The organism is Tahibacter sp., from assembly GCF_035481375.1.
GTDB lineage: Bacteria > Pseudomonadota > Gammaproteobacteria > Xanthomonadales > Rhodanobacteraceae > Tahibacter.
The window spans coordinates 1-7,011 of sequence record NZ_DATIGT010000188.1 but is presented as its reverse complement, the minus strand read 5'-3'; the positions used below and the strand labels follow the sequence as shown (position 1 = coordinate 7,011).

5 protein-coding genes are annotated in these 7,011 nt (G+C 69.2%); 2 read left to right on the top strand and 3 right to left on the bottom strand.

The genetic code is table 11. From position 1 onward, the window contains the following. Window positions 1-212: 212 nt before the first annotated feature. On the bottom strand, window positions 213-1,532 hold the full coding sequence (locus tag VLF18_RS11835) for a sorbosone dehydrogenase family protein (RefSeq protein WP_325279827.1): 1,320 nt from the start codon (window positions 1,530-1,532) through the stop codon (window positions 213-215). Window positions 1,533-1,786: 254 nt separating this feature from the next. Between VLF18_RS11835 and VLF18_RS11830 the strand changes: the two genes are divergently transcribed. Next, the gene (locus tag VLF18_RS11830) at window positions 1,787-2,386 is read left to right on the top strand and encodes an alpha-ketoglutarate-dependent dioxygenase AlkB (protein ID WP_325279826.1); all 600 of its coding nucleotides are present in this window, start codon (window positions 1,787-1,789) and stop codon (window positions 2,384-2,386) included. Here the strand turns inward: VLF18_RS11830 and VLF18_RS11825 are convergent. After that, the gene (locus VLF18_RS11825) at window positions 2,380-3,984 is read right to left on the bottom strand and encodes a sulfatase-like hydrolase/transferase (RefSeq protein ID WP_325279825.1); all 1,605 of its coding nucleotides are present in this window, start codon (window positions 3,982-3,984) and stop codon (window positions 2,380-2,382) included. The two genes, VLF18_RS11830 and VLF18_RS11825, sit on opposite strands and share 7 nt — an antisense overlap. 134 nt (window positions 3,985-4,118) lie before the next feature. On the opposite strand from VLF18_RS11825, the gene VLF18_RS11820 reads away from it, so the two are divergent. Next, a complete protein-coding gene (locus VLF18_RS11820) occupies window positions 4,119-4,619 on the top strand; it encodes a hypothetical protein (protein WP_325279824.1) in 501 nt (166 codons plus the stop codon). Here the strand turns inward: VLF18_RS11820 and VLF18_RS11815 are convergent. Beyond that, window positions 4,609-7,011, bottom strand: a 2,403-nt coding sequence (locus tag VLF18_RS11815) for a serine/threonine-protein kinase (RefSeq protein ID WP_325279823.1), incomplete at its 5' end; no start/stop codon positions are given. The two genes, VLF18_RS11820 and VLF18_RS11815, sit on opposite strands and share 11 nt — an antisense overlap.

The following is a 7,011-nucleotide window of genomic DNA, read 5'->3' as shown; positions in this document are numbered from 1 at the left end:
TGCGGCGCGCGCGCCGGCCGCGCACCGCCGCCGATCAGGATCGTCAGTGCGGAGTCCTGCCGGACGGCGACGGCCGGCGGCGCCGGCGAGCAGCCGCCGGTGCCGAAGGCGAGCAGGACGAGAACAAGAGCGGGAATCGTGAAAAACGTCGGACGTGGGCGCATGCGCGAAAGTGAGCGCGGCGCGCCGATTCTCTCAGTGCGGCGATTTTCTCAGTGCGGCGACTGCTCCGCGGCGCGCACGCGCCAGACCGCATTGCCGACGTCGTCGGCGACGAGCAGCGCGCCGCCGCGGTCGATCGCGACGCCGACCGGCCGGCCGCGCGCGTTTCCCTTCGCGTCGAGGAATCCGGTCAGCACGTCCTGCGGCTGTCCGTCCGGCCGTCCGTTGGAAAAAGCAACAAAAACTACTTTGTATCCGCTTGGCGGCTTGCGGTTCCACGAGCCGTGTTCGCCGATGAACATGCCTTCGCGGTACCGCGACGGCAGGCGATTGCCGGCCGAATGGACGAGCCCGAGCGCGGCGACGTGCGCGCCGAGCGCGTAGTCCGGGACGATGGCGCGGGCGACCAGATCCGGGCGCGGCGGCTTCACGCGCGTGTCGACGTGGCTGCCGAAATAGCTGTAGGGCCAGCCGTAGAAGCCGCCGTCGCGCACCGACGTCAGATAGTCGGGCACGAGGTCGTCGCCGAGTTCGTCGCGTTCGTTGACGACGGTCCAGAGCGTGCCGGTCGCGGGTTCCCAGGCGAGTCCGTTCGGGTTGCGCAGGCCGCTCGCGAACACGCGGTAGCGGCGTGCATCGGGATCGACTTCGAGGATCGCGGCGCGATCGGTTTCCTTGTCCATGCCGTTCTCGGCGACGTTGCTGTTCGAGCCGACCGTGACGTAGAGGCGCCGGCCGTCGGCGCTCGCGATCACGTTCTTGGTCCAGTGATGATTGAGCCGTCCGGCCGGCAGCTCGACGATGCGCTCGGCCTGGCCGCCGAGCGCCGTCGCGCCGTCGCGGTAGCGATAGCGCAGCAGCGCGTCGGACGCGGCGACATAGAACGCGTCGCCGACGAGCGCCATGCCGAACGGCGAATTGACGTCGGCGACGAACACGCTGCGCTGCTCGGCGCGGCCGTCGCCGTCGGCGTCGCGCAGCAGCGTGATGCGGTTCGCGCTCGGCACCGCAGCGCCGGCCTTCTTCATCGCGCGCTTCTTGAACCAGGCCTTGATGCCCTTGTTGGCGTCGGCCTTGGGCGGCGCGTTCGTCTCGGCGACGAGCACGTCGCCGTTGGGCAGCACATGCAGCCAGCGCGGGTGATCGAGCCCGGTCGCGAACGCATCGACGGCGAGACCGGCCGCGGGCTGCGGCGTGGCGCCGTCGGACCAGCCCACGGCCGGTGCGATCTTGATGGTCGGCACGAGGCTGCGGTCCGGCGCCGGCAGCGCCGGCTGCGTGCCGACGGTTTCGCGCGCGGGCGCGACGGTTCGATCGACGCAGGCGGTCAGCGACAGGCACAGCAGCGGAATGACGTAGGCGATGCGCATGACGGCCTCGGCAGGCAGCGGACAATGTCCGGCAACGACTGCGAGGCAAGAGCGATACCGATGGCGCGAGGCGTCGCGCGAACCGTGCCATCGCATGCAATTCCGAATGCCGCCAGCGACTTTCGCGCGTCCGCGGACCGTCGTCGCCGTGGCGGAGGGGCGCGGCCGGCGGGCAGTTGGCCCGACCGCGCAGGGACCGCACTGCAATCGGCAGGCCCGTTGCCGACCGCCGGCCGCGACCCCAGATCGCGCCGATGACATCGCCTCCGCTTCAGTCCGGTCTGTTCGCCGGCGCGTCCGTGCTCGTCGACGACGCGCGCGGTCGCATCGACCACAGACCCGGATTCCTGCCGCCGGCCGAGGCCGCCGCGGCGTTCGACACCCTGCTGCGCGGCGTGCCGTGGCACGACGAGTGTCGGCGCATGTACGACCGCGAGGTGATGACGCCGCGGCTGCTCGCGAGCTTCGCGCTGGACGGGCCGCTGCCCGGCGCGATCGCGTCGATCGCCGGCGCCGTCGCCACCGAGGTCGGCGCGGCATTCACGCACGTCGGACTGAACCTCTATCGCGACGAAAACGACAGCGTCGCGCCGCACAACGATCATCTCGACGAACTCGAGGCCGGCGCGCCGATCGCGCTGGTGTCGCTCGGCGCGACGCGCGACATGATCATCCGCGCGAAGCAGCCGCCGCGGCGCAGTCTTCGCATCGCGCTGGAAGCCGGCAGTCTGCTCGTCATGAGCTACGCGACGCAGCTTCACTACGACCATGGCATTCCGAAACAGCGCGTACCCGTCGGGCCGCGCATCAGCCTCGCGTTCCGCGTGCGCGCGGCGTCGTCGCGCCGCTACTGAGCCGGCACCGTCGCCGGCCAGCCGGCCGGCGTCACGAGCCCGCCGCCGGCCGGCGCGATCGCGTCCGCCTCGCTCATGCGCTGTGTCAGCAGGCCGTGCAGCGCGTCCTGCAGCGCGGCGTTGCCCGGCTGCAGATTGACGATCTCGCCGTCCGTGCCGGGTATGTAAATCTCATACTGCAGACTGCCGCTGTCGACGGTGTTGTAGCCGGTCAGCTGGTAGTAGACGGCGTATTTGTAGCTGCTCGTCGTCGGCTGTCCGCCGACATCCACCGCGCCGGCTGCCGCCTGGGTCGCGCGGATGTGCCACGGATAGCTGCCGTCGTCGTAGGTGAACAGCGAACTGTCGCGCGGCGGCGTGGCGGTCGGATCGAGGATCAGCGACGACAGGTCGACGCCCTGCACGGTGCCCGGTGGGAGCGGCTTGCCGAGCAGCCCGAACAGCGTCGGCACGATGTCGACGAGCCCGGCCTGCGCGTCGCAGGTCTGCGCCGAGGGGAACAGCGTCGCGTTGCTGAAGATGTACGGGATGTCGATCGTCTCGGCGTAGACGTTGCTGTCTTTTTCCATCGAGCCGCCGTGCGACATGCCCATCTCGCCGTGATCGGCGAGCCGTACGATCAGCGTGTCGTCGAACTGCGGCAGGTCTTTCAACACGGCGTAGACACGGCCGAGTTCGCCGTCGGCGAGCCAGGTCAGATAGGCATAGAACTTCAGATAGGTCAGCGCATCCCCGGGCGGCAGCTGCGTCGGCACCGGCGAGACGCCACTGTTCGCGGCCCAGGTCTGCGTGTACTCGTTGCGGATCTGCGTCTGGATCGTCGGTTTCGTCGACAGGTCGTCGCCCGCGTAGCTCGCGGGCAGCGCGAACTGGTCGGCGCCCGCGAGCTTCTCGAACGCGGCCGGAAATTCCGGATACGCCTGCTGCAGCAGGCCCGAATACATCTCGACCCAGACGTCGTGCGGATTCACGAGCGACACGACCAGCAGGAACGGCCGCGTCGGATCGAGTTTCCGCAGGAACGCGATCGCGTCGTCGGCGATGCGCGCGTCGTTGCGCGTGTAGCTGTTCGGACCGCCGCCGAGCGTGTTTGCGGTCGAGTTGTAGTGCTGCCCGTGCGGCGGCGGCGTCGAGGTCTGCCAGCCGAGCGCCGTGCCGGCATCGGGCGCGTCCCAGCCCGGCGTGCCGTAGCTGTCGTCGAGCAGCGCGTTCTGCGCGGCGAGCGTCGCCGGCGCGTTCGGCCGCACCTGCGCCGCGGCGAGCAGCGACGAGGTCATATGCCATTTGCCGACATAGCCGATCTGATAGTCGAGACCGGCCGCCTGCAGCCGCGCGGTCAAGGTCGGCCACTGCGTCGACAGCGAGCCGCCGACCTGCACGAGCCCGTCGGTCGGCGCATAGAGGCCGGTCGCGAGCACGCCGCGCGACGGCGAGCAGCGCGAGGCGTTCGTGATCGCGTTCGCGAACGTCAGGCCGTTGGCCGTCAGCGCGTTGAGGTTCGTCAGATTGGCCTCGGTCCAGGCGTCCGGAAAACCCTGCACGCGACGCTGCTGGTCGGTGATGAAGACGACGAGGTTCGGCGTGGCGGAAAGGCTCATGTCGCTGCTGCGCTATGCCGCTTCCGGCGGGATGCGGATTTTTATACCCGCGCGGCGGTTTGCACAATCCGGACGTCGACGGCGCCAGCCATTCACGCGACTGCAACGAAAGCGGCCTAGCGTGTCGCAAAGCCATGACGAACCGATCGCCCAGCCGCGCCGTATCCCGCGAATTCCGCAACGACACGGCCGCCGTCGTCTGGATCATGGTCGCCGTCTGGATCGCGATGCTGGCCTGCTTCAGCTATGTCGCCTGGCGCGACGGCGGCATTCCGCAGGTCGGCCGCTGGGCCTGGCCGCTGCTCGGCCTGTTCTGGCTCTGCGGCGTCGGCGCGGCGGCCTGGGCCGCCGGCATGCCGCTCGTGCGGATCGAACTGTCGGCCGAAGGCCTGCGCGTCCGCGAGCGCTATCCGCTGCGCGTCGACGAGCGGCGCTACCTCGCCCGCGACCTCAGTAGTCCGCGCATCGAGGCGACGCGCGACAGCGACGGCGACGAACGCTTCGACGCCGTGCTCGACCTGCCCGGCAACCGGCGCGTCGTCGTGCTCGAAAGCAGCGACCGCGCAAGCGTCGAGCGGCGCTGCGACGAACTGCTCGCGAGCCTGCGCACCGTATGCCGCGGCTTCAGCGGCTGAGCGGCGGAACGATCGTCGAACCGTCGGATTCGCGGTTCCAGGCGAAGAAGGCGCTGAGTTCGGTCGCCGCGGCGACCGATTCGCCGCGATAGCGTCTGGCCGGATCGCTGCGCCGTCTCGTGCGGTCGAGCAGCGAGCCGGAAACGAGGCGCTGCGCGCTGGCGAATTGATAGCGTCGCCACTCGATGTAGGCCCGGTCGATGACGATGTTGTCGACGCCGTTGCCGTAGCGGTGCAGTGCTTCGAGCGTCTGTGCGGCGACGTCTGCGTGATATGACGCTTCGAAGAGCTTGTCCTGAAGCAGCAGCAATTGCGCCAGCCGCCGATGCATCAGCGCACGGTTGCCCTGCGATTCGGGCGGCAACGCGGCGATGCCTTTGCGCGTGAGCCGCTCGGCCTGCGCGAAATCGCCGAGATCGACGAAATAGCGCTCGGCAGCGTAGTAGTACGCGAGCGACGTGAAATGCTGCACCGGGCCGTGTACGCGTTCGCTCAATGTGATGACTCGGTGGCTCAGCGCGATCGCGTCGCGATAGCGTCCCATATAGCTGTAGACCAGCGCGAGCCCGCCGAGCAGGCGCGGCGTGGACGGATGTTCCTCGCCGAACAGTGCGACCTGCCGCCCGGCGGCTTCTTCGTAGGTGACACGCGCCCGGTCGTATTCGCGCGACCACAGATAGGAATGGCCGAGCTGGCGCAGCGTTTCGATGTAGGCCGCGCTTCCGGTGCGTCCGCCGCGCCGCTGGTCGGCGGCGAGGCGCTCGATTTCCGCCCGCCGCTCGTCGGGCTTGCCGATGCCGTAGAGTCCTTGCGCGAGCCGTTGCCGGATCCAGTCGAAGCGCTCCGGACGATGATCCGCGCGCGTCGCGAGCCCGCGCATCGCGGCTCGCGCCGTCTCGACGACGGCGGGTGCGTCATTCGCGCTGAACTGCGATCGCAGCCGGACCTCCCACAGCATGTGCAGCACTTCGCCGTCGACATAGTCGGCCGCGTTGCCGGCGAGTGCGAGCCCGTGCGCGGTCGCGTCGATCGCGTCGGTGAAGCGGCTCTGCAGATTCGCGATTTCGGCATCCACGAGGAACTGTCGCACGCTGAGCTCGGGCGACGGCGCATCGAGCCGCGCGATTTCCTCGCGTGCGAGTTCGGTCTGCTGAACCGCTTCGGGCGTGCGCTGCAGCAGATAGAACAAGTGTGCGAGCGTCTGCGCGAGTGTCGCGCGTAGCGCTGGATCAAGCCCGCTGTTGTTCTGCTGCAGCGAGGCCGCCGCATTGTCGACGAGTTCGGTTGCACGCAGGTCGCGGGTCAGTCCCTGTGCGCGGTCGCTGCCCCGGAACGCACCGACAAGGAAATCCGTGACGCGCTGTGCATGGTCGCGTTGGAGTTGTGCGGCTTCGAGCGCGGCGATCGCGCGGTCGCGCTCGGCGCGAGCTCGCAGCGACTGCGTGATCGACAGGCCGGTCGTTGCGACGATCGCAAGGCCTAGCACGCCGGCGACGATCGCCGTCACGCGGTTCCTGCGCAGCAGCATGCGCAGGCGATACCAGCGTTCGGAGGCACGCGCCGCGATCGGACGCAGGTCGAGCACGTTGCGCAGATCGGCGGCCAGATCGTCGACCGAGCGATAGCGATCGGCGGGATCCTTGCGCAGTGTGCGCGCGACGATCGTGTCGAGGTCGCCGCGCAGTGCCGTTGCGAGTGCGGAACGGTCGGCGAATCCGCGCCGGGTCGCGGTCGAGCCCTCGCCGGCAGCAGCCAGCATGCTTGCGAGCGTCGCAGGCTGCTCGACGACGCGACGCAGCAGATCGTCGTCGCTGTCCAGATCGAACGGCAGGTGTCCGCTCAGCAATTCGCAAAGCAGGCAGCCGAGGCCGTAGACGTCCGTGACCACGGTCGTCGCCGCACCGCGAACCTGTTCGGGCGCCGCGGTGCGCAGCGAGAAATAGTTCTGTCCGACCGTCGTATCGCGCGCCTGGGCATCGGCCAAGGATTTCGCGATGCCGAAGTCGAGCAGCCTTGGCCGGCCCTCGGCGTCGACGAGGATGTTGCTCGCCTTGATGTCGCGATGCAGGACGAGGCGGCGATGCGCATAGGCGACCGCGTCGCAGACGTCGAGGAACAACGCGATGCGTGCGCGCAGGTCGAGCGAAGCTTCGTCGCAATGGCGCGTCAGCGGCACGCCGTCGACGTATTCCATCGCGAAGAACGGACGACCATCAGGCAGCTCGCCGGCGTCGATGAAACGCGCGATATGCGGATGATCGAGTCCGGCGAGGATGCTGCGCTCGCGGCGCAGTTGTTCGACGAGGCGCCGGCCGTCGGCGGCGCGCGGCACGATCTTCAGCGCGACGTGCTGCGTGGTGTCGCCGAGTTCGCGCGTGGCGAGATAGACGCG

Excerpts from the sequence above, each read along its gene's own strand:
- VLF18_RS11835 (WP_325279827.1), bottom strand. The coding sequence starts at position 1,532 with ATGCGCATCGCCTACGTCATTCCGCTGCTGTGCCTGTCGCTGACCGCC.
- VLF18_RS11830 (WP_325279826.1), top strand. The coding sequence starts at position 1,787 with ATGACATCGCCTCCGCTTCAGTCCGGTCTGTTCGCCGGCGCGTCCGTG.
- VLF18_RS11825 (WP_325279825.1), bottom strand. The coding sequence starts at position 3,984 with ATGAGCCTTTCCGCCACGCCGAACCTCGTCGTCTTCATCACCGACCAG.
- VLF18_RS11820 (WP_325279824.1), top strand. The coding sequence starts at position 4,119 with ATGACGAACCGATCGCCCAGCCGCGCCGTATCCCGCGAATTCCGCAAC.